Raw genomic sequence first — 23,979 nt, 5'->3', positions numbered from 1 at the left:
CTCACCCTTTCTTACGAAGCCGAAGCCCCGTCTTTTTCAAAATGCGGGTGGAATAGAGAATGTCTTTGCCGCGCAGCGCGTCGCCCAGAATGCTGGTGATTTCGGCGCGTTTCTCTTCCACTTCGCCTGCGGTTTCCCCATGGATCATGGCAAACAGGTTATAGGGCCAGTCGGGCAGCGCCCGGGGGCGTTCATAGCAATGGGTCACGTAAGGAAGCGCGCCAATTTTCTGCCCCAGCTTAGTCAGTTGATCATCGGCCACGTCCCAGACGCTCATCCCGTTTGCGGTCATCCCCAGCTTGTAGTGATTGGGGGCCGCGGCAATGCGACGGATCACGCCGCTGTCCTTCATCGCGGTGATCCGCTGCATGATTTCGTCTTCGCCAAGTCCAAGGATGGCCCCCAGGTCAGCATAGGGCGTGGGCGAGAGCGGCAGACCCGACTGGGTTACCTCAATGATCTTGCGGTCTGTTGTGTCGATAGTCATGCCGCCACCCGAAAGCCAATGTAGAATTCCTGCAGTTTGGGGAATTGGTGGACCGTCAGCCCGGTTTCCCCTTCGATCACATCCGCGATCTGGCCGATGCCTTCCGGCGTTTCGCAGGCCAGAACAAACCACATGTTCAGCGAATGCTTGCGTTCATAATTATGCGCCACCTCGGGATGTGCATTGACCTTTGTTAGGACCGCTTCAAATTTGTCCTCGGGCACGGCCATGGCGCAAAGGCAGAAGGCCCCCCCCATGGCGGCGGCATCAAAGAACGGGCCAAAGCGGGTCAGAACACCGGCATCTTTCATGGTGCGGATCCGGTCCAGAAGCTCGGCCTCGGTGATGCCCAGCTTTTCAGCCAGCGGCTGAAACGGGCGGTGGGTCATGGGCAGGTCATCTTGCAGTGCGTTGATGATCTGGCGGTCAATCTGGTCCAAAGTCATGCGGGGACCTCCGTATTGCGGGCACGGTCGATCAGCGCCCCTTTCTGTTTGAAGCAGCGGGTGGAAAAGAGCACCTTGCGGTCTGTGCCGGAAAGCTCGGGCAGGCTGGCCGCCCTTTCAATATTTTCCAGCGCCACTTCGCGGGATTTTGCGTGGAACATGGTGTAAAGGCGCCAGGGCCAGACGTCCGCCACCGGGCGGCGCTCATAGCAGAGCGTCACGCCTTTTTGTGCCGCCAGTTTGGGGCCGATGGTCCCGATCTGATCTGCGTCCACATCCCAGACCACCATTGCGTTTGAGGACCAGCCCAGCTTGCGGTGGCGCACGATCACTCCCAGGCGTGAGATAAGCCGGGCGTCTTGCAGGATGCGGATGCGCGCAAGAAGATCCTCTTCGTCCCGGTCCAGTTCGGTGGCAAGGTCGATATAGGGGGTCGCAGAGAGGGGCATACCCGAGGACAGCGCCGCCATGATCGGCCGGTCGCCTTCTGTCAAAACAGAGCGGTCCACCTTGCGGGCGGGCGGCATGGCCTCGCCCTTGCCGGTCAGTTTGAAGCCAAGGTCGATGTTGAACGGGCGCACCAGCCGCAGGTCAAGCACCCGCAGCCCGGTGCGTTCACTGATCCGCTCCAGTGCCGCGTCCACATCTGTGCGATCCGGGCCGGTCATGACAAACCAGATGTTCCAGGTATCTTCGCGCAGATAGGAGTGATTCACGCCGTCTTCTTCATTGATCAGGGCGGCGATCTCTTCGATCTGGTCTTCGGGTGCTGCCACGGCGGCAAGTGTCGAGGCCGAAACAGTGTTGGGTGCGCAGGTGGCCCCGATCCGGCTGATCTGCCCGTCATCAAGCAGGCGTGCATATCGGCTCATAACGGTATCTTCGCCAATGCCCAACGCGCTGCCAATGGTCTGAAACGGGCGGTGCGAGAGGGGAAACTCCCGTTGCCACCCGTCCAAGAGGGCGCGGTCAATGTCATCAAAATGGTCCACGGGTCACAGCCCCGTGCGGTGGGCGCGGGCGGTAAAGAAAATGCCTGAGGGGCTGTCGGCTTCAATTTCGCGCAACAGCTCAAACGTGCGCGTGTCGTAGATCTTGACCTTGTTCTCATCGCGCACCGAGATCCAGATTTCATTACCGCGCGGGGTGAATTCCATATGCAGCACGGCGGGGCCGGGTTTGAATTCGTGAATGACCTCTTTCGAGACGCTGTCGATCACCTGGATCGTGTCATTCAGCGGGTGGGCAAAGTTCACCCAAACCTGCCGTCCATCGGGGCGCGCCATCGCGAACACAGGCTGGCCATAGGTTTTGGTGCGCGCAGTTTCTTCAAGCGTGTTTGCATCGACCCAAAGAACCTCGTGGTGGCCCACAGCAGGCAGCACAAACTCGGCGCCGGTATGCGCCCAGCCTTCCAGGTGGGGCATTTTATAGACGGGCATTTCTTCTTGTCCGCGGCCATAATTTGGCAAGACCCGGATCGGTTCGGGTGTCTCATCCCAAAGGTCCAGCGCAGTCAGCCCGTCCTCCCCAAACAATCCGGTGATATAGGTGCGGCCATTGGCAGTGATCAGTGCATCATAGGGGTTTTTGCCCATATCGGGGATCTTGGTGATCTGGACTTCGCCCCCCGTGGCCACGGCCGACATATCGGCAATCCAGGTCTCCCCGGTGTCCCACATGGTAAAGACGAAGCGGCGACCCGGCGCATCCACAAGGCCAATGGTTTTCGACCCGGTGGGAATATCGGCAACGAGGTCCAGCGTGTCCGCGTCAAAGATCTTCACGCCGCCGGGTTCATAGTTTGACACCGCTACGAGCTTACCATCGTCAGAGATGGCGCCGCCGATCGAATTGCCCCCCTGAACAACGCGGTTGGCCACTTTGCGCTCGACGATATCGACCTTGGTCAGACCCCCGTCACGTCCAAACACATAGGCATAACGCTCATCAGGCGAATACACCATTGATGCGTGGCTGAGGTCGCCCAGCCCTTCGATCCGGGCAAGGGCGGCGCGGTCGGACTGATCGACCAGAACCACCGACCCCTTGGCGCGCTCGATCACCAGCCCCAGATCGCCGGTGGCGATGGTCCTGGTTTCGGCCAGCGCCGTGGTGGTCATCAAAAGCGAAAGTGCGAGCGCGGTGCGGAACGGTTTCATTGCGCGTCTCCGTTTAAAAGGTAAAGGGCGATCCACTGGGCTTCCTCTTGGGTGATGAGGGGGCGCCATGGCGGCATCGCCGTGTCCGGGATCCCGTCAAGGATCAGCATTTCCAGAATGTCCGGGTCGTAATGGGTGAGGTTTTCCGGACGGATATCGGGGCCAAGCCCCCCTTTGAGCGTCAGCCCGTGACAGGACCCGCAGTCCTGGTGCACCAGGCGCTTCAGCTCTTCGGTATTCAGCCCCCGATCCGCACCGGCACTGCCAGCCAATGCGACCGGGGGGGTAAGCGCTGCCAATGCCGCAATCGCCATTGCGGGCAGTAGGGAGAGAGGGGGCAGCGCATTAGCCATTGGCAGAGATCCCTTCGGGCTCCACCTGTTCGGATTGATAAAGTGAGACCACGCGCCCGATGATGAACAGGGTAGGGGGCTTCAGGCCGGCGTCACGGGCATCCTGTGCCACCCGGTTCAGCGTGGATACCATGCGGCGTTCATCAGGTGTGGTGGCGCGGGAAATCGCAAAAACCGGGGTGGCGGGATCCAGCCCTTCGGTCATGAGACCAACGGCGATCTGACCAATATTGGCCACGCCCATATAGACCACCAGCGTGGTCATCGGATCGGCCAGACGTTTCCAGTCCAGGTCGAGTTTTTCATCGCGGGCGCGGTGGCCCGTAACATATTGCACACCCGTCGCCAGATCGCGATGGGTCAGCGGCACGCCGGAAATAGATGCGGCGCCCTGCGCTGCGGTGATCCCCGGAACATATTCGCATTCCACACCCTCAGCGGCCAGGTCTGCCGCCTCTTCAGACCCGCGCCCGAAGATCAGCGGGTCGCCGCCTTTGATCCGGGCCACCTTGTTGCCCGCCTTGGCCTCACGCACGAGAATGGCGTTGATTTCGTCTTGGGGCACCGGGTGATTATGGGCAGATTTTCCAACGAAAATCATCTTGGCCTGTTTCGGAGACATGGCGATGATTTCGTCTGAGACCAGCCGGTCATAGACCACGACATCCGCCTCTTGCAGCAGGCGCACGGCCTTCATTGTCATTAGCTCCGGGTCGCCGGGCCCCGCGCCGATGAGATATACTTTACCCGTCATATCTGGTCTCGCTCGTCCTATGGATGGCTGGACGCCGGACCCTCTCCGGTTTGGCGACATGGCTGCCTGTGGGTGGGGGTGAGGGGCAGCGATGAGAACGGAGCCTTTGAGGGCCAGGCTTTATGATCACAGAATTAACGGCTCGTCGGTGTGATTCCTTGACATGTGTTAAGGTGGCCCGGTTTTTGGGCGGCTGGGCTTGTTAACGGTGAAAATATTTCCCCAAAACCGGCTCAATTGCCGGATGTGTCAACGGTGATGCGGCCAATCATGTCCCGGGTTTCCCAATGGGGGCCGCAAAGAATCTCCTGCGGGCCGTCGGTCAGGAAGGTGAATTCAAGGAACTCTTCTGGAAAGGCGCGGTCGCTTTCCGGTTCGCCGGAGCCTTTCACGATCACCGAATGGCTGGTGCGTTTGTCCACATTGACCCAGCGCACGGTGGTTCCGAGCGGCACAGTCAGGTCAACCGGGCAGAAGCTGTATTTATACATCTTCACAACCGTCACCCCTTCTTCTTCGGAAGAAGGATGGCCAAACAGTTCGACGTATCGCTCTTCGGCTTCGCCGCAGATCTTTGTCATGTCCTTTTCCTTGGCCCAGGTCGGGGCCGCGGCCAGACAGGTCAGCAATAGGATCGGTAGGGATTTCGTCATCTGCATCATTGTTCTCCTGTGGGTGATGAAAAGCCGCTGGGTGGGTCGTCTTCGCATCATAGAACACGTTGATCTGTGGGAACGCACAGAGAAGTTCGAGTGCAAATCTATACAGGTTTCTGGGAGGTATCAAACAAAACGGGCCCCGCGTGATGCGAGGCCCGGTTGCTGGCCGGAGGGGGATCCGGCCAACCCTCTGGGGGTTATTGTCCAGCCACGTTGATCTGGGCGTCTGCGTTGTCCAGGGCCATGGTGGTGTTCAGCGTGACATGGTGGAAGCGCGCTGCGGCAAAGTCGTCATGGATGGCAAAGCCAACCGTGTAGGTTTTGCCTGCTTCCAGAGCCACGTCGCCTACGGCACCGGCCAGCGGACGGGCGAAGGTGACGGTCCACATACCGCCGGACAGGTTGGCAGAGGCGGTGATCTCACCGCCATTTTGCACCCGGCGGTCCAGAAGATAGCCGTTTGAGGCAGAGCCGTCGGCATAGACGCGCATCAGGTCCATAAAGGTTCCATCTGCCAGCATCTGCTCGATCTCTTCCGGCGACTTCAGCTGGTCCCAGCCACCTTGTGCCTTGCCGCGACGCCCCTTGATCTCGATCTTGGTGCGGGTTTGCGACAGATATTTGGTGATCGACCCCTGAGCTTGCAGCTGAGCGGCCACCGTATCATTGGCGGCAATCGCATCTGCGCCCGGATCAAACGGCATGTAGGTGTTGTCTGCGTGGCAGGTGGCCCAACAGCCGACCTGGTTGCCCATTTCGACACTGTCACCAGAGATCATCATTGCCACTTTGACCTGATTTTCCGGGTCCATTTTGCCACCATCCACGAAGGGGGCGGGGTTGTGACCTGTATCTGCCCAGCTGAGTTGGATATACATGTTGTCCGCATCATGGGCCGCTTTCAAGGTTGCGCTGATGGTACCCGGCTTGCCCGGGATCGGGGTCGGTTCCAGCTCATCTTGCTTGCCGCCACCGCCAGCGACGATCTTGCCGCCGATCGCGTCAAGTTCTTTAGCGTGGCAGGTGGTGCATTGGTCGCCACCCTGGGTCAGCGGGCGTGCGCCGCCGTGCTGTTTACCGTTCTGCACCCATTCAAACGAGGCTTGGCCAGGATAGAACAGGGTTAGGTCGGTCGAAGGGACAGCGGCCCAGTCAATGCCGGGGGCCACATCTGCGCCACCGCTAACTGCTGCCGGGGCTTCCCCTGCCGCCAGCGCGCGCTCTTCAGCCACTGCTGCATCAACCGCCGCAGCGATTCGCGCCTGCAAGGCCTCTTGTTCGGCTGCTTTCGCGGCCTTTGCTGCTTCTGCTTCGGCGGCTTCCTTGGCTTCCACCCGTGCAAGGCTCTCCATATACTCCTTCGGAATTTCACGGATGAAATCCGGGTTCGGAGCCTCGAGAACTTCGAGATATTCATCTTCGGCCCGGTCACGAATGTTCCTGTGTGCGATGCCCTTGTGGCAGTCGATACAGGTTTGACCCGTGGACATGGCGTTCAAGTGCTGTTGGCGTGCCCGCGGCCGCTGGAATTCCGGCATCATCGATTCGAAATCGTGACAGTTGCGGCATTCGCGCGAGTCGGTGGCCTTCATCCGCTCCCATTCGTTCATCGCCAGATGCAGGCGTTTGGCATCAAACTTCTCGGGGGTCGAGATTGTGCCGGTCAGCTTGCCCCAAACCTCTTTCGAGGCTTTGATCTTGCGGATGATCTTGTGGGTCCAGTCTTTTGGCACGTGACAGTCGGAACAGACCGCGCCGACGCCCGATCGGTTCACATCGTGGATCGTGCCTTTGTATTCTTCATAAACGTAATCCTCCATCTCGTGGCACGAGATGCAGAATGGCATGGTGTTGGTTGCTTCCATGGCGGTGTTGAAACCACCCCAGAAGATGATCCCGGCGACAAAGACACCGGCGATTCCGGCAACGGGCATTCCCCAAAGGAAATAGCGTCGCCAAATTGGCTTTTTCGGTTCAGCACCGTTGGTCTGGGTCATGTCCCCGCTCCGTTTGGCTGTGTTTGGTTTTGTTGGGCGCGTGAGGGGCGCCAAAAAAAAGGGGCGGGCGTGGTGCCCGCCCCTTTATCGGCTCGCCCATGGGGGCGATGTCTTGACTTAGGTCACGTGGTTCGAACGGTTGTAGACGTTGAACTTACCGGTCGGAGCATACAGCCCTTTCACGCGACCGATCTCTTCCAGAGTTTTGGCGTCATAGATGACCATTTCGCCATTCGGCTCTTTTGAAGTTGCGCGGTTCCATTTCGAAACCCACACTTCGGTGCCGTCCTTGTTGAATTCGAAGTGAACAGCAACGTTGCCTTCTTCTTCGGTAATCTGGATCGTTTTCACGATCTCACCAGTCTCTTTCGAGATGACCTGAACCGATTGCTGCACTTCGAGATCCGGAGTTTTGGTCTGGTCAGCCCAGATGTAATCCGAGTTCGGGTGCGTCCGGACGAACAGGCCCGGGCCGTCGGTTTCAACCTCGTAACAGGTTTTCCAAGCTTTGTCCGGGGTGCCTTTGGGGTCGTTGCCCCAGACGGTCACAGTACCTGCGCCGAGGTGGGTGGTCGCAGCCACCGGGCCGCAGTTCGGGTCGTTCCAGTTGGCGCCCGGGCCGGGGTGCGGCAGGGCAGCAACGTCGATCATGGCCTCAAGCTTGCGCTCTTTGGTGTCGACAACAACCATTTTGTTCGATGCGTTCGCAGCGATCTGGAAGTAACGACCTGTTGGATCGAAGAAGCCGTCGTGCAGGAACTTGGCTGAGTCGATCTTGTCGATGCGCAGGTTGTCCAGGTCCGAGTAGTCAACTTGCCACAGCTGGCCCAGCTCTTTCACGGCAACGATCCAGGTTGGTTCGTTGGGGGTGGTGTAGATGGCTGCCACGCGGGCTTCTTCCACATAGTCACCGTCAACGTTCACACCGCGGGTCGAAACAACTTTCAGCGGTTCCATGGTCATGGCATCAACGATGGCGAAGTGCGGAGGCCAGTAAGCGCCACCGATCACGTATTTACCGTCGCCGGAAACTGCCACGTCACGTGCGTCGTATGCGATCTTGACTTCCGAAACCAGCATCTTGTCCGGCGTCTGCCAGAGGTCGATCTTGGTCATCTTGCCATCGCGGCCCATGGTGTACCAGAAACGGCCCGGGTTTTCCGGCTCTTCCAGCTTGTGGTGCTCAGAGGCTTTCATCACGTGCACAGCATAACCGGTCGGGATGTGTGCCAGAACTTCTTTGGTGTCGCCGTCGATCACGGCCACCGTGCCTACGTCACGCTCGATGACAACGAAGAAGTTTTCCCAGTTGCGGCCGTGCAGCGGCTCGGTCGGGTAGTCAGCCTCTTCGACATAGACCTTGCGGGTCTGTTTCATCTGAGCAAGCGACATTTCTGGCGGCTTCGGCGGATCCATCTGGATGTAGGTCGCCATGTCCTTGATTTCCTGCTCAGACATGATGTCCGAGAAGTTGTTCATGCCGCCTTCGGTTCCCCAAGAGATGATTTTCTCCAGGCGCTCCTGACCCAGTTTCAGCGTGCCGCTGATGGTCTCGGTGCCGTCGGCGTTCTTTTTCTTCACAACCGGCTCAAGGCTTTTACCGGTGGCGCCTTTGCGCAGAACGCCGTGACAACCGGCGCAACGTTCAAAGTAGAGTTGTTTCGAAGCTTCAAATGCTTCCTCGCTCAGGGTCGGACCTTCGGCAACAGCCGGCAGAGCGACGCTGCCGAGCAGGATTGCGAAACCGATCCCTAGCGTGTGGCGTGTTTTGTTGGTGATTCCAAGTGACATGATCACTCTCCGTTTGCTTGGTAAGGCTGGGGGAAAGATGGGCGGTGGGGCCTTGGTGAGTCTTGACATTTGTCAACGATGCTAACGAAAATTTGAACTTTCGTGCGCAGCCCGGCATTGATCGCAAACCTGGTCAATTAACCGGATCGCGTTACGCGCGCGGGTAACATGTGTGAACGGGTCCGTCATTTTTCCGACAGAGTGCAGGTATGATGCCAGCTTTCCGTCGATTTCCCCCGATCAAAAAAATTGCAGGAACTGCGACAATCTTGACTTTCGTTAAGAACGCACCGGGGAAAGCTCGTCATGCTACAGGCAGGTTTACACTGGCCGCGGGGTGAAGTCTTGCGGCCTTCAGTAAGGAGGAATTGATGGGGTCACCCCAAAGGCACGTGGATCGCTCCGGGGATTTTCCCGGTGCCGACGACATCTGCCCATTGTCCCCGCTTCTTTCATCTCGAACACCCCGTCTTGCCACTCTCTCCTGCGATTTCGACCTCCCACACGTCATTCGCGAAATCGAGTATTCCCGGCAGGTTCGTGGGTCAGGCGCCAGCTGGCTGCGTCCCTTGTCCGGCTGGCGCCGACGCATTTTCCGTCCTTCGGGGCGCGTTTGTCATCGCAAACACGGAATGCGGCCTCTTCGTTTCCAATCCTGCTGTCTTTGGGTGAGGTTAGCAGACACCGGGAACGATCATGTGCAATGTCCCGTGAAGGAACGGTCATGGGGGCGCCGCACATACTGCCAGCCGTCTGATTGCATCTAGGTGCAAAATGAGGCCGCTACCGATCATGTATCGGTGGGCGGCTGGCCTTCTTTTCAACCCTGTTCTGACTGGCACATGCCCCGTGTCTATGATGCGCCACTCCCCGTGCGTTCGCTAAGGGATTTAAATCTTGGGTTGCGTTGTTTGGAGCAGCTTTTAGGATTGTTCAAAGTTTTTGAGTATAATTTACAATGAAAACGCTCCATGCCCGCCTCAGATCCGTTCTGTTGCTGTTGGCTTTGCCCACGGTGGTTCTGGTTGTTCTGCAGGCCTTTTTTGAACGTCGAGAGGTCCTGATCGGGATTGGTGAAGAGGCAGAGCGGACTGCTGGCGCATTGGCGTTGGAGCAAAAGCAGTTCATGGATGAAGCGCGGCAGTTTCTGATGCGGCTGGCGCGCTCCCCACAGGTGCAGGATGCCCAGCAATGCTCAGCATTCCTTGCTGAGGTGGTTGATCTGAACCCGACCTATGTCAACCTTGCGGTGGCGCGCGCGGATGGGGAGCTTTTATGCAATGCCACTGCGCTGCCCCGTGCTGTCAATGTGCAGGATCGGCCCTATTTTCGTCAGGCCCGGGACCAGCGCCGTTTCTCGGTGTCCATGATGCGAGGGGAGCGGGCGGCGGGATTGCCAGACATGACCTTTGCGCACCCGATCCAGCCGGACGGGGCGGATGGGCCCGTTGCTGGCGTGGTGGTTGCGGTGGCATCACCGAAGCGATGGGCGCAGCAGCTCGATCAGCTGACCGCGCCGAAGGGTGTTATTTCCTATGTGGTTGAGGAGGCGCAACGCGTTGTGGCCCTTGCGCCCCGACGCGGGGAGGTATTGGGGCAAGCCCAACTGCCGCCCGAGGTGGGGCAGGGGCAGAGCGGGACCGAGAAGAATGGCATTGTCGCAGGGCCTGATGGTCTGCGCCGCCTGTTTCGTCATGAACGCGTGTTTGAGGATGATGCGGGGGCCGTGCTGTATGTGGGTGTAGGGCTGCCAATTGATGCAGCACTTGCCGCTGCCAACTGGCGGGCGTTCCTCAGTCTGGCCCTGTTTTTGGGCTTTGGTGGGGGCTTTCTTTGGCTGGTCAGGTACGTGACGCAGCGGGCAATATTACCCCCGCCGCGGGGCCTGAAACAGGAAGTCGAGAATGACGCGGTGTGGTCCCCTCGCACCTCGCGCTCTGCCAATGTGGAGGAGTTTGGCTTTCTGAGTGCGGAATTTGCAAAGGCAAAAGGGGGGCGTCTTGCGGCAGAGAAGGCGGAACACATGCGTCAGGAACAGCTTGAAGCCGTTCTGGATGCCCTGCCTGATCTTTATTTCCGTCTGGATCGGAATTACGTGGTGCTGGATTGCAGGGCCCGGGAACATGATGACCTCCTGTTTCCGCCAGAGGAGTTTCTGGGCCGGAATATGAAGGATCTTCTACCGTCGGAGGCAGCACAGAAGTTTCGGGAAAACATCGAAAGGCACCAGCAAAGCCAGGATATGGTCAGTTGGGATTACAGCCTGGATATCAACGGAGAGGCACGCCATTTCGAGGCACGCGCCTGTCCTGTTCACGGGGGGCGGGAAACCATCCTCATCATGCGCAATATTACCAATCGGCGCAATGCAGAGGAGGCAATGCGCCTTGCCGCAATGGTGTATGAAAGCAGCTCGGAAGGCATGATTGTTACCGATGCCGCGCACCATATTCTGACAACCAACCCGGCATTGACAAGGCTGGTTGGGCAGGATGACAAGGCCCTGATTGGCCGCAATTTACGGTCACTCTTGCCCGCCCCGATGCGGCGCAAGCTGCGCAATGGGTTTGCTCGTGCCAGGGTCGGGGGAAAAGGTTGGGGGGGTGAGGTGCAGATCCTGTGTCGTGCCGGGCGATCCATTCCGGTCTGGTTGACGATCAACGCCATTTTCGACAAGACGAATTCCCCTTATCGCTATGTCATTCTGGTGCGAGACATGACCGCTCAGAAGAAGGCAAATGAAACGATTTGGAAGCAGGCGCATATCGATGTGTTGACCGGCCTGCTGAACCGTGCGGCGCTGGGCGAATATCTTGAGGATGTGATCCGGGCCGCCAGCGCGGGCCGCAAGGAAATTGCGCTCCTGTTCTTGGATCTCGACGGGTTGAAGCAGGTCAATGACCGGTTGGGTCATGCGGCCGGGGATCAGGTGTTGAAGCGCGTTTCCGACCGGCTGCGCAACTGTTTGGCGCAGGGGGTGACAATTGCGCGCTATGGAGGGGATGAGTTCATTGTGGTGCTTGATCAAAACCACATCGCCGAGCAGGCGCAAATTGTCGAAACCTTGCTCGAAGAGGTTGCGATCCCGTTCGGGATTGAGAAAGACGTGGTGCATCTGACCGGTAGCCTGGGCATTGCGCGCTATCCGACGGATGCGGTCACCGCAGAAGATCTGATCTCGGCCGCGGATCAGGCGATGTATGTTGCCAAGTCTGGTGGACGGAACCGGGCGGTTCCCTTCAGCTCCGAAATGCGCCGTGCGGTAGTGGAAAAGATGAACCTTGTGTCCGCATTGCAAAAGGCGGTGCGCAACAAGCAGATGGATGTCCATTTTCAGCCGATCATTGATTTGAAAACCGGAAAGACCTGCAAGGCGGAAGCCCTGTTGAGATGGCACAGCGACTCACTTGGACAGGTGCCGCCTGCGCAGTTCATACCGCTGGCCGAAGAAGCGGGATTGATCGACCGGCTGGGGGAACTGGTGTTTGAGCAATGCTGCGAAGCTTTGCCATTATTGCGTCGCTGCTTTGGGCCCGCGTTTCAGATCAGCATCAATGTTTCCCCGCTGCAGTTGATCTCTTCCGTGAAGGGTTTCCAGAGCTGGCTGCAAAGGCTGGAGGAAAGTGGACAGAGGGGGGATGGGTTCATCATCGAGATCACCGAAAACGCTTTGCTGGAAACGCAAGGCCCGTTGGTGGACAAGCTGGACACCCTGCAGCGGGCAGGTTTCCAGCTTGCGCTGGATGATTTTGGCAAGGGGTATTCCTCGCTTTTCCATTTCCTCAAATACAAGATCGACTATCTCAAGATTGACCAGGCCTTCGTACGGGATCTGTCCGGGAACAACACGGCCGAAACCCTGTGTCGATCAATGGTCGAAATGGCCCATCGCCTTAATGTGCAAGTTGTCGCTGAAGGGATCGAAACAGAAAACCAATGCGCCTTTCTGGCACAGATTGGCGCTGATTTTGGTCAGGGCTATCTGTTTGAGCATCCCGTGCCGTTGAAGGATCTGCTGAACAGCCGAGAGGGTGAGCGGGTGACCCGTGTTGCAAAGGCGAAGGCTAAAGCGTTTTGGACCTGACCTGAGGCAGGGGAAACGGCCTTGCCTTAAAGTGTTTCGACTTATTATTGAGACACAATACTGAGGCGAAACGCTCGAAACCTACTGATGTTGCGGGCGTTTCGAAATCAACTTGTGTCTCAAGTTAATCTCGAAACGCTTTAGCTTTGGTTCGCAACGATTTCGGCCACATCCTTCAGGGACGCGCCGGTATGATGGGGCGTGACATCCAGCTGCTCAAGGGGCAGGCCGTACCGGTTCAGCCAGATCGTCTGATACCCAAACCAGGTTGCGCCACAGGCATCCCAGCAATTCGAGGATACAAACAATATGTTCTCTGCAGGCAGGTCGAACGCATCCGGCCCCAGTTGATAGGTTTCCGGGGCTGTCTTGAACCTGCCGACACTCTCGACGCTCAGCACATGGTCGAACAGGTCTGAAAACCCGGCATTCTGCGTCACCCGTTGCAGCATGTCAGCTGTGCCGTTCGACAGGATGGCAAGCGGTATGCCTTCTGCCTTCAGCTCCAAAAGCACGGATCTGTTTTCGGTGAAAGCCGCCAGCCTGTCATATTGCCCCATCAGCTGGTTTCTTGCGTCGGTTGCCAGGTCCAGATCAAGCAGCGCACAGGTATAGACCAGCGCATCCTGCGTTACCTTCCGAAAGTCCGCATGGCGGTTGCTAAGGGTGCGCAGCCGTGTGTATTCGATCTGCTTGTCGCGCCAGATTTGCGCCATCTCCTGCCCTTTTCCCGGAAACAGATCCTCTGCAAGTTTGGCGATTGAAAAGACATCAAACAGGGTGCCGTAGGCGTCGAATATGACGGCTTTGATCTTTTGTGGCATGGGGCCTCCGGCAAAGCATTTCGAGATTAAAGCGTTTCGACTTTAACCTGAGATAGGGAAAAGTCGAAACACCAAGAAGGCATAGGCGTTGCCACTTACTCATTGTGATCTAACAATAAGTAGAAACGGCTTTAGCTGGTGCCTTTGAAGGGTAGCGTTTCCACCCGCTGCAAGGCAATGCTTACGGTCAGGATGATCGTAAGGCTCACGCCGTGCAGACCCGGATCTCCGTGTGCCAGTCGGCACAACACGCAGCAAGCAGTTCTGTGACGGGCTGATCGGTAAAGAAGGTGTCGATCTCCTGCAGGGAGGCGATCCGGGCGGGGGCGCTGCGATGGAATTTCGAATGATCCGCCACTAGGAAGGAGCGGCGCGCCTTCGATAGAATCACCCGGCTCACATTCACTTCCTGCAGGTCGAAATCCATCATGTCGCCCTCCGTGTCCAGCGCCGAACAACTGGTCACGGTGTAATCGAATTTGAACTGCTCGATTGCGGCGATGGTCAGATTTCCCACCAGCCCCGCGTCGGTGCGGCGCAGCACCCCGCCGGCCACAATGATCTCACATTGGGGATTGGCGGCCAGTATTTGGGCAACGTTCAGATTGTTTGTGACCACCAGAAGATCCCGATGCGACAGCAGCTCTTGCGCAACCGCCTCGGTGGTGGTGCCGATGTTCAGGAAAACGGATGCCCCGTCCGGGATCGCCTCGGCGCAGGCCCGGGCAATATCGGCCTTCGCGGTTTCATGCAGGCCCCTCCGATCCGCATATCCGATATTGGACACACCCGAACTCAGCACTGCCCCCCCATGCACGCGTTCCAGTTTGCCCGCGTCAGCAAGCTCGCTCAGATCGCGGCGAATGGTCTGGACGGTCACATCAAACCGGGCGGCCAGCCCTTCCACCGTAACCCGCCCATCGGTCTTGGCGATTTCAAGAATATCCGTCTGGCGAAATGAGAGGGACATGGGGGCACCTTTGGTGAAGGGAAGAGCTGGCGCATTGTGCGGGATTGTTCGGATTGTTTCAACCCGCCTGAGTTTCCGGCATATTTTGAGAAAGCCGGCACGATTATCACCGATAACGAGCGAAAAGCGTAAAAAGCGAAGAAAAACGAAAAAAGAAGTGGAGAATCGCACAATCTCGGTGTTAGGGTTTAAGGCATATGAAATAACGGCATCGCAGGAGCCCCCTTGGCCAGTTCTTCCCCCAACTCTCCCACGCCTGAGATCTGCGACCTTTTTGTCATCGGGGGCGGCATCAACGGGGCCGGGATTGCCCGCGACGCTGCTGGACGGGGTTTGTCCGTGATGCTGGCCGAAAAAAACGATCTGGCCTCCGCCACGTCCTCGGCGTCAACAAAGCTGTTTCATGGCGGGCTGCGCTATCTGGAATATTTTGAACTGCGTCTGGTGCGCGAGGCGCTGATTGAGCGCGAAATCCTGCTCAGGGCGATGCCGCATATCTCCTGGCCGATGCGTTTTGTGCTGCCTTATCATGACGATATGCGTTTTGATGCGGAAACACCGGTGTCCCGGCTGCTGCGCATCGGGATGCCGTGGATGAAGGGGCGGCGGCCCGGCTGGCTGATCCGGATGGGCCTGTTCCTGTATGACCATCTTGGAGGACGCAAAATCCTGCCGGGCACCACCTCGATCAACCTGCGCCGGGCGCCTGAAGGCAAACCGCTTCAGCACCGCTTTGCTAAGGCGTTTGAATATTCCGATTGCTGGGTTGAGGATGCCCGTCTGGTGGTCCTGAATGCCCGGGATGCCGAAGCGCGTGGGGCGCAGATTCTGGTGCGCACCGAAGTTGTTTCCGCGATGCGAGACGGACCGCATTGGGCCGTGACCTTGCGCGATGGGGTCACCGGGCAAACCCGTGTTCAAAAAGCGCGTGCTCTGGTCAATGCGGGTGGCCCATGGGTCGGGGACGTGATCCAGTCGCGCATCCATGTGCCCTCGCGCGAAAACGTACGCCTGGTGCGGGGCAGCCATATCGTGACCAAACGTCTGTTTGACCATGACAAATGCTATTTCTTTCAGGGGCAGGACGGGCGGATCATTTTCGCAATTCCCTATGAGACCGACTTTACCCTGATTGGCACCACGGATCAGGATCACCCGGATCCGGACACGCGCCCGGTCTGCACCGAGGCCGAGCAGGACTATCTGTGCAGCTTTGCCTCGCAGTATTTCGAACGCTCTGTGACGCGCGATGACATTGTCTGGACCTATTCCGGCGTGCGCCCGCTTTATGATGATGGGGCATCAAGCGCCACTGCGGCCACGCGCGACTATGTTCTGACGCTGGATGATGCAGAGGGCGTGCCGGTTCTGAATGTGTTTGGTGGCAAGATCACCACCTATCGCAGGCTGGCAGAGGCGGCGATGGAGAAGCTTGCCCCGCATTTTGCGGGACTTCCCGGCAAGTGGACCGCAGGTGTGGCCTTGCCGGGAGGGGGTTTTGCCATCGATCAGGTGGATCGGCTGGTCGAGCTGCTGCGTGCGGAATACACGTTCCTGTCCGCCTTCTGGGCGCGGCGCCTGATCCGGGCCTACGGCACTGAGGCGTGGCAGGTTTTGGGCAATGCCATCCGCGCAGATCAGCTGGGTGAGGATTTCGGCGCAACCCTGACGGCGCGTGAGGTGACATGGCTGATCCGCAAAGAGTTTGCACGCAGCGCGGAAGACGTGATCTGGCGCCGCAACAAACTTGGCCTGCGTTTAAGTGAAGATGAGATCTCCCGGCTCCGGAACTGGATGGAAACCTATCTGGCAACGCCCGCGCAGAGCGGATGAAATCAGAGTTTGGGAAAATATCCCGCCCGGTGTAAACCCATAAGGAACAACAGAAAACAGTCGAGGTCCCCATGTCACATATTCTGGCGATTGATCAGGGCACCACCTCCTCGCGTGCCATTGTGTTTGATCAGGCGATGCGTGTGCAGGCTGTGGCGCAACAGGAATTCCCACAGCATTATCCCGCATCCGGCTGGGTGGAACATGATCCGGCAGACCTGTGGGAGAGCACTCTGACAACCTGCCGTGAGGCTTTGGACACGGCGGCCGTTCCCGCAGCGGATGTTGCGGCGATCGGGATCACCAACCAGCGCGAAACCACCTTGGTGTGGGACCGGATCACCGGCGCACCCGTCTATAACGCCATTGTCTGGCAGGATCGGCGCACCTCGGCTCTGTGCCAGACCCTGCGTGAGGCCGGCCATGAGGAGATGGTGACAGGGCGCACCGGCCTGCTGCTGGATCCCTATTTCTCGGCCACCAAGCTGGCGTGGATCCTGGACAATGTTGATGGTGCGCGGGCAAGGGCAGAAGCAGGTGAGCTTCTGTTTGGCACGGTGGATTGCTATCTGATCTGGAAGCTGACCGGTGGCAAAAGCCATGCCACAGATGCCACCAATGCCGCGCGGACACTGCTTTACGATATCCACAAAGGGCGGTGGAGCAAGACTATCTGCGCGCTTCTGAATATTCCGATGGGCATGTTGCCCGAGGTCAAGGATTGCGCGGATGCGTTTGGTGTCACTGACTCCGCTTTGCTGGGGGCCGCCTTGCCGATCCTTGGTGTGGCGGGGGACCAGCAGGCCGCGACCGTGGGGCAGGCCTGTTTTGAACCGGGGATGATGAAATCCACCTATGGCACCGGATGTTTTGCGTTTCTGAACACCGGGGAAACGCCGGTCCGCTCCGGGAACCGCCTGCTGACCACCATTGCCTATCAGCTTGATGGAAAGCCAACTTATGCGCTGGAAGGGTCGATTTTTGTGGCCGGCGCGGTGGTGCAATGGCTGCGCGACGGGGTGAAGCTGATTGGCCAAGCGGGCGACACGCAGGCATTGGCTGAGGCGGCAGACCCGGCGCAGGACGTGGTGCTGGTGCCGGCTTTTGTCGGGCTTGGTGCGCCCTATTGGAACGCTGATTGTCGCGGTGCGGTCTACGGGTTGACCCGGAATTCCGGGGCGGCGGAACTGTCCAGGGCGGCGCTGGAAAGCGTGGGGTATCAGACCCGCGATCTGATGCAGGCCATGGTGGCAGACTGGAGCGGCGATGGCGGTGATCAGGTGCTGCGCGTGGATGGCGGGATGAGTGCGTCGGACTGGTCGATGCAGTTCCTGTCCGATATTATCGGCGCCCCCGTGGATCGGCCGGAGGTGCTGGAAACCACCGCTCTGGGGGTTGCATGGCTTGCGGGTATGAAGGCGGGCATCTACCCGGATCAGGCGGGATTTGCTCGGGAGTGGGCGTTGGAGAAGAGGTTCACCCCGGTGATGTCCAGCCAGGAACGGGAGGCAAAATACGCCCGTTGGAAACGCGCTGTGGCGGCAACATTGTCGGTCTGATGTCAGGCAAACCGGGCGCGGGTTCGATTGGCAAATCCCACCAGTGACAGCATCACCGGCACTTCAACCAGCACACCGACCACCGTGGCTAGGGCCGCCCCGGAATGCAGGCCAAACAGGCTGATTGCAACGGCCACCGCCAGTTCAAAGAAATTTGACGTGCCGATCATGGCACAGGGGGCGGCAATGCGGTGCGGCACTTTCAGCGCATAAGCGGCGCCATAGGCCAGGGCAAAGATGCCATAGCTCTGGATCAGGATCGGCACGGCGATCAGCCCGATGACCAGAGGGCGTGACAAGATCACCTCTCCCTGCAGGCCAAACAGGATGACCACGGTGGCAATCAGCCCGATGATGGAAATCGGTTTCACGCGGGCAATGAAACGGCTGATCGCTTCTTCAGATCCCAACGCCCGGCGGGTGAGCAGCCCCGCGATCAGTGGCAGTACCACGTAAAGTACCGTGGCCAGAACCAGGGTCTGCCAGGGGACCGTGATTTCGGTCACGCCCAGCAAAAATGCCACGATCGGGGCAAAGGCCACCACCATGATCAGGTCATTCACGGAAACCTGCACCAGCGTGTAGGTGGCGTCGCCGCGGGTGAGCTGTGACCAGACAAATACCATTGCCGTGCAGGGGGCGGCCCCCAGTAAGATCAGCCCGGCCGTATACTGGGCGGCGTCTTCGGGGGTGATCCACGGCGCAAAGACATAATCGAAAAACAGCACCGCCATCAGGGCCATGGTGAAGGGTTTGACCAGCCAGTTGACCACAAGGGTCACGATCAGCCCTTTCGGCTGGCGGGCCACGCCGGCCACGGCCCCGAAATCGACACCAACCATCATCGGATAGACCATCGCCCAGATCAGCACGGCGACCACAAGATTGATCGAGGCCAGTTCCGCACCCGCCACAATTCCGACAAGGCCGGGGGCGATGGCGCCCAGTGCAATGCCACCTGCCATTGCCATCGCGATCCAAAGGGTCAGGTAGCGTTCGAAAAAGCCCATGGCACTTTCGGTGGGCAGGCTGTTGTCGCTCATGGGGGCTCTCCGAACGGGTAAGGTGGTCGCTTCTGTCGCAATAGGAGGCGCACCCCGTCCGGGTCAAGGCCCCATGGTGGTCGGGCTGGAGTGGCCTTGGGGTGGGAGTGAAAACGACCCCATGAGGCGGGGTCGTTTTTCTGTGGTCATGTTGGGGTCAGGTGGCGAGCCCTTCCAGTTCCCGCTCCCGTTTTTCGCCGCGCTTGAAAAAGATGTAATAAAACACCGGGGCTGCGACCAGCGTGAGCACCGAGGCGAAGGCAAGCCCGCCCATGATTGTGATCGCCATCGACACAAAGAACGCATCCCCCAAAAGCGGCACCATGCCGAGGATCGTGGTGATTGCCGCCAATGCCACCGGGCGCACCCGCGAGGCCGAGGCGTCGATGATGGCCTTGCGCATGGGCACCCCGTCTTTGCGCACCAGATCAATCTCTTCCACCAGAACAATGCCGTTCTTGATCAGCATGCCCGACAGGCTGAGCAGGCCCAGAAGCGCGGTGAAGGTAAAGGGAAGCCCGGTGCCAAGAAGGCCAATCACCACCCCGTTTACCGACATCGGCACCAGAAGCCAGATGATGATCGGCTGGCGGATCGCGTTGAACAGAAGGATCGAGATCATCACCATGATCAGCAGGCTGATCGGCAGTTGCTTGCCAAGGCTTTCATTGGCCTTCGAAGAGTTCTCAAACTCGCCGCCCCACTCCATCGAATAGCCAATCGGCAGATCCATGGCCTCAACCGCGGCGCGGATTTCGCTATGAACCGATGCGGCGGTCAGGTCGGCAGGGATGTCGGCCCCAACCGTGATGGTCGGCACGCGGTTCCAGCGGTTGAACTGGGTGTTCTCGACCCGAAGCTCGAACCCGTCCGTGACCTGCTCAATCGGCAGATACCCCCCTTTGACCGAAGAATAGACCAGTTGGTTGTTCAGGTTGTATTCGCCATCTGCGGGCCTGCGTGAAATGATCGGGATCAGCCGTTCGCGTTCACGATAGGTGCCCGCGCGCACCCCGTCGGTTGAAAAGGCCAGGGCCTGTGCGATGTCATCGCGGCTGACGCCCGCAGATTGTGCCCGGTTGGTGGCATAGATCGGGGTGATGGTCAGTTCCTGTTCGCGCCAGTCGATACGCATGTTCAGCAGGTTGTCAGAGGCGTCACGCATCACCTGTGCGGTCTGCTCGGCCAGGTGGCGCAGCATTTCGGGGTCACTCCCGGACAGGCGCACCTGAATGGGGGCACCGCCGCCAGGGCCAAAGATCAGCCGTTCAACCCGGAATTCCCCTTCGGGGAAGGTTTCCGCGCCGAAGGTTTCCAGCCGTTGGCGCAACGGGGGGATCTCGGCGATGCTGTCGGTGCGGATGATCAGGTGCCCGTAGCCCGGATTGGATTTCCCGGCATCATAGGTGAGCATGAAACGTGTCGCCCCCTGACCTGCATAAGAGGCAACCGAGACCACCTCGTCCTGCGCCAGCAGCCAGTCCTCCATGACCTTCAGATCGTCCGAGGTTTTCTGGATCGAACTGCCCTGTGGCAGCTGGTAACGGACAAAGAACAGCGGCGTGTTGGAATTGGGGAAGAACTGCTGTTTCACCAGCCCAAAACCCGCATAGCAGATGACAGTTACGGCAATCAGACCGGCGACCACCAGCCATCTCAGGCTGAGCGCCCAGTCAAGTGACGCCTTGTAGATGCGGAAAAACGGGCCGGAAAAGGCGTCATCCGCGTTCTGATTTCCGTGTTTGAACAGAAGATGGCCCAGATAGGGGGTTACGGTCAGGGCCAGCACCCAGCTCAGCATGAGCGAAATGCCGATCACGGCAAAGAGTGAGAACAGAAACTCGCCCGTGCTGTCCGGGGACAGGCCGATGCCGGAAAAGGCCATGATGCCAATCACGGTGGCCCCCAGAAGAGGGATCTGCGTTTTCCTGGCGGCATCGTCTGCGGCCTGACGCGAATTGCGCCCGCGCAGCATCGAGATCTGCATCCCCTCGGCCACCACAATGGCGTTGTCGACCAGCATCCCCATCGCAATGATCAGGGCGCCCAGCGAAATCCGTTCCATCTCGATGGAAAAGAGCCACATGAACATGATGGTGCCCACCACGGTCAGCAGCAGCGTGGTGCCGATCACGATCGCCGCCCGCCAGCCCATGAACAGGCCCAGAACCACAATCACGATACCCACCGACATGGCAAGGTTGACCAGAAAGTCGTTGGAGGCCTGTTCGACCACCAGATGCTGTTGGTAAATCGGGTGCAGTTCGACACCATAGGGGATGTCCGCATCCAGTTCCGCCAGCTTGGCGTCAACCTTGTGCCCCACCTTCACGATGTCTTCGGTTTCCAGCCCGGCCACGGCAAGGGTGAAGCTGTCCTGCCCGTTGAAGCGGATGATCTGGGACGGATTGGCGTCTCGTGTGCGTGTCACATCCGCAAAATCGACGAGGTTCAGAAGCTCCCCATTCACCCCCACGCTCAGTTCGGCAATGGCCGAGACCGTATCGGAGCCTTCCGGCGTCTCAAGCCGGGTTCGATTGGTCGGGCCGCTGATCGCCCCTGCGGACGCAACCGAGTTGGCATCACTCAGCGCGCCGTTGATCGCATTGGGGGGGATGCCCTGATTGGAGGTCAGCGTCATGTTGGGTTCGACATAGATCACCTCTTCAGGAAGCCCGGAGACATCAACATCGGCCACCCCGTCAACAGTCAGAAGCTCCCGTCGCAGAAATGTGCCCAGCTCATGTAATTCCGCGTCAGAAAACCCCGGTGCGGTGACCGCAAAATACAGTCCGAACACATCACCGAAGCTGTCATTGACCATCGGGGTAGAGACCCCCTGAGGCAGGCCACGTGCCGCATCCCCGACCCGGGCGCGCAGCCGGGTCCAGATCGCAGGCAGTTCATCGGCCTTGAACGTGTCGCGGATCTCGACGTCGATGCGGGAAATGCCGGGCTGGTTGTCCGAGGTGATCTTATCCACCTCTTCCATTTTCTGGATGGCGCTTTCCAAAGGCTCTGACACCTCTGTGGCGACCTGTTCGGCGCTTGCGCCGGGATATTGGGTAATGACCACCGCCTGTTTGATGGTGAAGGCCGGATCTTCCAGCCGCCCAAGGTTGAAGAACCCGTAGATGCCGCCAAGCAGCATGGTCAGGATGACAAGCCAGGTGTAAAGCGGCTTGTCGATGGATGCTTTAGCAATATTGACCATGGGATGTTCCTAGTTCGAATAGCCGGTAAAGGGGCGCACGGCTTCTCCATCGGGCACCTGTCCGGCCCCGGCGGCAACGATGGTCTGGCCGGGCGCCAGCCCCGAGGTAACAATCATATTGCCGTTTTCAGCAGGGGTGGCCTGAATGGGGGTTTTGTGCACAATTCCGGACCCGGTTTCGGTTTCCGTATATGTCATCACCGAAAGGGATTTGTCCGAATTGGTCACGATTGCGGTGACCGGCACGATGATTTCACGATCATCGGTTTCTGCATGGGCAATCACTTTCGCCGAGGACCCCGGCAGGATCCGCAACCCGACAGGGGCCTTCATCCCAAGCGTCAGCCGGTAGGACTGCCCCACCCCTGATGCATCTGCGTTGAACTCTCGCAATACCAGAGGATACGCGGTGTCATTGGCGGGAAAGCGTGCCGTCAGGCGGACGTTCTTGTCGCCGCTGGCCTTCTGAAACAGGATTTCCGGCACATCAATGTCGATGCGAATTTCGCTCATGTCGTGCAGGCGCACAACCGGGGTGCCTGCCGCCGTGGTGACGAAATTCCCGACATTGCGTTCAGCCACCAGCGCGTCGAACGGCGCAACCAGGGTGGTGTGTTCTAGATCGAACTCTGCTTTGCGAACGGCCACATCGGCCAGCTTGGCCTGGGTGGCGGCATCATCCAGCGCCACCTGGCTGACGGTCTGGCCGCGCAGCTTTTCCAGCCGGGTCAGGGTGCGGTCGGCCTGATCCTTCTGCAAAACCGCTTTTTCCAAAGCAAGCGCATATTGCTCCTGATCCAGCTGTGCAATCAGTGAGCCCTGTTTGATGACATCCCCTTCGATCACCGGGAAGTCGATGATTTGCCCCCCCACCTGAAAGGACAGATCAATGGTCTGACGGGCCACCACCTTGCCAAAAAAGATGCGGTCAAGATCGGCGCTGCCCTCAACCACGGTCATCAGCTTGACCGGTTTGATCGGGTCTTGGGCAAAAGCCGGGGTGAAGGACAGGCCAAGGGCAAATGTGGCCGTTGCCAGAACGGGTTTCAAAAATGTCATGCTGGGGTTCTTTCTAGGGAAGAGGTGTCAAGCTCATCAATCAGCTGAGGATTTTGCACCACATACTGAATGTTGGTGTGTAATTTGGTGCCGATCCGGGCAAGCGTTTCAAGTTCCGCATCATCAAGATGCAGAAGGTCCTGCAGCAGGAGGCGCGACAGGCGGGTGTATTCCTGACGCAGATGCTGTCCGGTCTCGGTGAGGGCCAGCAGCCATGCGCGCCGGTCGTTCGGATCGCGCTGGCGGCTGACCAGGCCCATCCGCTCCATCTGATCTGCGGCGGCGGTCATGGTCGAGGGGAGCGAGCTGGTTTCACGGGCCAGCTGGCCAAGGCGTTTGGGGGCTTTCAGCCGCACGATAATGCTGGATTGCAGCTTTGTCAGTTCCGCCCCCGGATGGTGGTCGCACATCTGGTTTTCCAGAAAAGAGTGAAATGCCATGATGCCCATGAAGGCCCGAAACTCTGGTTCAAGCTGCGGGTCGGCCTGGTGCATGTGGATACGGTCGTCGCTGCGGGAACCCATCTGTGCCTCTGTCGATCTGCAATTCCGTCAATATAGTTCATTTAATGAAATATCCAATAGGAGAAATAAAGCTGCTGCCAAGCCGGGGTCAGCGGGATTGGCGGCAAAAGTGGCCGTTCCGTCAACTTTCTGGCGTTTGGCGGTGGAAAAGGCCTGGGCCAGAAAAACAAAGCGGTTGCGCCTCCAATCATGGAGTGTGGGGTGAGGTGGTAAAGCCACC

At 58.8% G+C, this 23,979-nt stretch carries 18 protein-coding genes; 3 read left to right on the top strand and 15 right to left on the bottom strand.

Features of this window, described 5'->3' with window-relative positions; translation table 11 throughout:
- Nucleotide 1: 1 nt before the first annotated feature.
- The 9 genes from ahbB (AKJ29_RS17585) to AKJ29_RS17545 form a co-directional block, all read right to left on the bottom strand.
- Nucleotides 2–487 (bottom strand): siroheme decarboxylase subunit beta, encoded by a 486-nt coding sequence (gene ahbB, locus AKJ29_RS17585; protein WP_055192832.1) that lies wholly within the window; start codon nucleotides 485–487, stop codon nucleotides 2–4.
- Nucleotides 484–933, bottom strand: a complete 450-nt coding sequence (locus tag AKJ29_RS17580; RefSeq protein ID WP_055192831.1) for an Lrp/AsnC family transcriptional regulator — start codon at nucleotides 931–933, stop codon at nucleotides 484–486. Before AKJ29_RS17580 ends, ahbB (AKJ29_RS17585) begins: the two co-directional genes overlap by 4 nt.
- Nucleotides 930–1,925, bottom strand: coding sequence for a siroheme decarboxylase subunit beta (gene ahbB / locus AKJ29_RS17575; protein WP_055192830.1), 996 nt, complete (start codon nucleotides 1,923–1,925; stop codon nucleotides 930–932). The genes AKJ29_RS17580 and ahbB (AKJ29_RS17575) overlap by 4 nt, the downstream gene beginning before the upstream one ends.
- Before the next feature lie 3 nt (nucleotides 1,926–1,928).
- Nucleotides 1,929–3,095, bottom strand: coding sequence for a cytochrome D1 domain-containing protein (locus AKJ29_RS17570; protein WP_055192829.1), 1,167 nt, complete (start codon nucleotides 3,093–3,095; stop codon nucleotides 1,929–1,931).
- Entirely contained in the window at nucleotides 3,092–3,448 is a 357-nt protein-coding gene (locus AKJ29_RS17565) for a c-type cytochrome (RefSeq protein WP_235477729.1), read from the bottom strand. Before AKJ29_RS17565 ends, AKJ29_RS17570 begins: the two co-directional genes overlap by 4 nt.
- Entirely contained in the window at nucleotides 3,441–4,202 is a 762-nt protein-coding gene (gene cobA, locus AKJ29_RS17560; protein ID WP_063139444.1) for a uroporphyrinogen-III C-methyltransferase, read from the bottom strand. The genes AKJ29_RS17565 and cobA overlap by 8 nt, the downstream gene beginning before the upstream one ends.
- A 233-nt stretch (nucleotides 4,203–4,435) precedes the next feature.
- Entirely contained in the window at nucleotides 4,436–4,864 is a 429-nt protein-coding gene (locus AKJ29_RS17555) for a cupredoxin domain-containing protein (RefSeq protein WP_235477727.1), read from the bottom strand.
- Between the two features lie 194 nt (nucleotides 4,865–5,058).
- Nucleotides 5,059–6,858, bottom strand: coding sequence for a NapC/NirT family cytochrome c (locus tag AKJ29_RS20480; RefSeq protein WP_055192825.1), 1,800 nt, complete (start codon nucleotides 6,856–6,858; stop codon nucleotides 5,059–5,061).
- Between the two features lie 117 nt (nucleotides 6,859–6,975).
- The gene (locus AKJ29_RS17545) at nucleotides 6,976–8,649 is read right to left on the bottom strand and encodes a cytochrome D1 domain-containing protein (protein WP_055192824.1); all 1,674 of its coding nucleotides are present in this window, start codon (nucleotides 8,647–8,649) and stop codon (nucleotides 6,976–6,978) included.
- 958 nt (nucleotides 8,650–9,607) lie between these two features.
- Between AKJ29_RS17545 and AKJ29_RS17540 the strand changes: the two genes are divergently transcribed.
- The gene (locus tag AKJ29_RS17540) at nucleotides 9,608–12,733 is read left to right on the top strand and encodes a bifunctional diguanylate cyclase/phosphodiesterase (protein WP_055192823.1); all 3,126 of its coding nucleotides are present in this window, start codon (nucleotides 9,608–9,610) and stop codon (nucleotides 12,731–12,733) included.
- A 140-nt stretch (nucleotides 12,734–12,873) separates the two neighbouring features.
- Here AKJ29_RS17540 and AKJ29_RS17535 read toward each other — a convergent pair whose 3' ends face one another.
- Together AKJ29_RS17535 and AKJ29_RS17530 are read right to left on the bottom strand one after the other, a co-directional pair.
- Nucleotides 12,874–13,557: a haloacid dehalogenase type II gene (locus AKJ29_RS17535; RefSeq protein ID WP_055192822.1), complete on the bottom strand. Its 684-nt coding sequence runs from the start codon at nucleotides 13,555–13,557 to the stop codon at nucleotides 12,874–12,876.
- 205 nt (nucleotides 13,558–13,762) lie between these two features.
- Complete coding sequence (locus tag AKJ29_RS17530) at nucleotides 13,763–14,527, bottom strand: DeoR/GlpR family DNA-binding transcription regulator (RefSeq protein ID WP_055192821.1); 765 nt, start codon at nucleotides 14,525–14,527, stop codon at nucleotides 13,763–13,765.
- Nucleotides 14,528–14,752: 225 nt separating this feature from the next.
- Here AKJ29_RS17530 and glpD point away from each other — a divergent pair, with 225 nt between their 5' ends.
- Nucleotides 14,753–16,360 (top strand): glycerol-3-phosphate dehydrogenase, encoded by a 1,608-nt coding sequence (gene glpD, locus AKJ29_RS17525; protein ID WP_055192820.1) that lies wholly within the window; start codon nucleotides 14,753–14,755, stop codon nucleotides 16,358–16,360.
- A 71-nt stretch (nucleotides 16,361–16,431) separates the two neighbouring features.
- Entirely contained in the window at nucleotides 16,432–17,919 is a 1,488-nt protein-coding gene (gene glpK / locus AKJ29_RS17520) for a glycerol kinase GlpK (protein ID WP_055192819.1), read from the top strand.
- Nucleotides 17,920–17,921: 2 nt separating this feature from the next.
- Here the strand turns inward: glpK and arsB are convergent, their stop codons facing one another.
- The 4 genes from arsB to AKJ29_RS17500 all read right to left on the bottom strand — a co-directional run bounded on the left by arsB (nucleotide 17,922) and on the right by AKJ29_RS17500 (nucleotide 23,759).
- A complete protein-coding gene (gene arsB, locus AKJ29_RS17515; RefSeq protein WP_139231345.1) occupies nucleotides 17,922–18,929 on the bottom strand; it encodes an ACR3 family arsenite efflux transporter in 1,008 nt (335 codons plus the stop codon).
- Between the two features lie 190 nt (nucleotides 18,930–19,119).
- The gene (locus AKJ29_RS17510; RefSeq protein WP_055192817.1) at nucleotides 19,120–22,176 is read right to left on the bottom strand and encodes an efflux RND transporter permease subunit; all 3,057 of its coding nucleotides are present in this window, start codon (nucleotides 22,174–22,176) and stop codon (nucleotides 19,120–19,122) included.
- Nucleotides 22,177–22,185: 9 nt separating this feature from the next.
- Nucleotides 22,186–23,235 (bottom strand): efflux RND transporter periplasmic adaptor subunit, encoded by a 1,050-nt coding sequence (locus AKJ29_RS17505; RefSeq protein ID WP_055192816.1) that lies wholly within the window; start codon nucleotides 23,233–23,235, stop codon nucleotides 22,186–22,188.
- Complete coding sequence (locus AKJ29_RS17500) at nucleotides 23,232–23,759, bottom strand: MarR family winged helix-turn-helix transcriptional regulator (RefSeq protein WP_055192815.1); 528 nt, start codon at nucleotides 23,757–23,759, stop codon at nucleotides 23,232–23,234. The genes AKJ29_RS17505 and AKJ29_RS17500 overlap by 4 nt, the downstream gene beginning before the upstream one ends.
- Nucleotides 23,760–23,979: the final 220 nt, after the last annotated feature.

The organism is Aliiroseovarius crassostreae (genome assembly GCF_001307765.1).
Classification (GTDB): Bacteria; Pseudomonadota; Alphaproteobacteria; order Rhodobacterales; family Rhodobacteraceae; genus Aliiroseovarius; species Aliiroseovarius crassostreae.
Note: the sequence above shows the minus strand (reverse complement) of the source record. Positions and strands in the feature narration are given on the sequence as shown.